This is a genomic window from Ruegeria sp. AP12 (genome assembly GCF_056540025.1).
The window spans coordinates 1-1,447 of record NZ_JBQFVZ010000057.1; the positions used below are offsets into that span (position 1 = coordinate 1).

1 protein-coding gene and 1 pseudogene are annotated in these 1,447 nt (G+C 62.3%); both read right to left on the minus strand.

Features of this window, described 5'->3' with window-relative positions:
• Window positions 1-1,338, minus strand: a 1,338-nt coding sequence (locus tag ACR0E6_RS21145) for an aldehyde dehydrogenase family protein (RefSeq protein WP_480586999.1), incomplete at its 3' end; no start/stop codon positions are given.
• A 12-nt stretch (window positions 1,339-1,350) separates the two neighbouring features.
• Window positions 1,351-1,447 (minus strand): annotated as a pseudogene (locus tag ACR0E6_RS21150) (3-keto-5-aminohexanoate cleavage protein); the annotation flags it as partial.

Here is a 1,447-nt window from a genome sequence, read left to right on the forward strand (position 1 = left end):
TTTCATCGTCGCGCAGGGCATCTCCGGGGTCGCGACGCCGTGGGTATTCACCCAGGTAAATCCGTAGCGCAGCTTCGCCGACATCCGCATCGCCCGCCCGGTATTGTTGGTCCAGACCGACGAAGCCAGCCCGAATGGCCCGGCATTGGCAACCCGCAGCGCTTCGTCCTCGTCGCTGAACCGCGAGATCGTAACGACGGGGCCAAAGATCTCGTTGCAGAATACTTCCGCATCATGGGGTACATTGGCGAGAACCGTGGGTTCATAGAAGAAGCCGGGGCCATCGATCAGCCTGCCACCGACGACAACCTCGCAAGTGTCGCGCGCCCGGTCGACAAATCCGGCCACGGTGTTGCGTTGTCCGGCCGAGATGATCGGGCCCATTTCCGTGCCCTCGGCCTTTTGCGCACCAACCTTGATCTGCCCAACCTGATCGAGCACAGCGGCCACGACCTTGTCATAGACAGCATCCTGCACCAGCAGGCGGCAGGGTTGCGCGCAATCCTGACCGGCGTTGAAGAAGGAGCCATAGCGCACGGTTTCTGCAACCGCGTCGATATCGGCGTCGTCAAAGACGATCACGGGGGCCTTGCCGCCCAACTCCAGATGCACGTGGCGGATCTGACGCGAGGCCGCCTTCATCGCCTCGGCCCCGGTCGCATTGGACCCGGTGATCGAAATCGCCTCGGTGCGTGGGTTGTTGATCATCTGGCTGCCGATCTCACGGCCCGAACCGTGCAGCACGTTCACGACGCCATTGGGGGTGATGTCTGCAATCAGCTCGGCGGCCTTCAAGGTGGAAAGTGGCGTGAGTTGAGAGGGTTTCAGCGTCACGGGACAGCCCGCCCCCAAAGGCGCAGCGAGCTTCCAGGCGGCCATCATCAAAGGGTAGTTCCAGGGCGCAATCGCCGCTACCGGTCCGACCGGATCTTTTCGGATCATGCTAGTGTGACCGGCTACGTATTCGCCCGCCGTCACCCCGGTCATAGTGCGCGCGGCACCGGCGAAAAAGCGGAAGGTGTCCAGCGTCAGTGGGGTTTCATCGTTCAGCGCCGAGGGCCAAGGCTTGCCTGCGTCCAGACTTTCCAACTCGGCCAACTCCTCGATGTTGGCTTGGAGGACATCGGCGATATCTGTCAACAGTTGCGACCGCTCCGCCGGGCTGGTCTGCCCAAACGTGTCAAACGCCTCATGCGCGGCGGCAGCTGCGGCGTCTGCTTGTTCCGAGGTGGCGGCATTGACGGCGCAAATCTCTTCTCCGGTTGCCGGGTTCAGGACCGGGATCGCCGCCCCGTCTCCTTCGACAAGCTCGCCATTGATCAACAACTTTGTTTGCATGTGCTCCCCTCCTCAGAATGCGACCTGATCGCCGCCCTTCAGACCCAAACGCGCGCGCGCCTCGGCGGAGGTAGCAACCTGAAGCCCCAAATTTTCGACAATCTCCCGA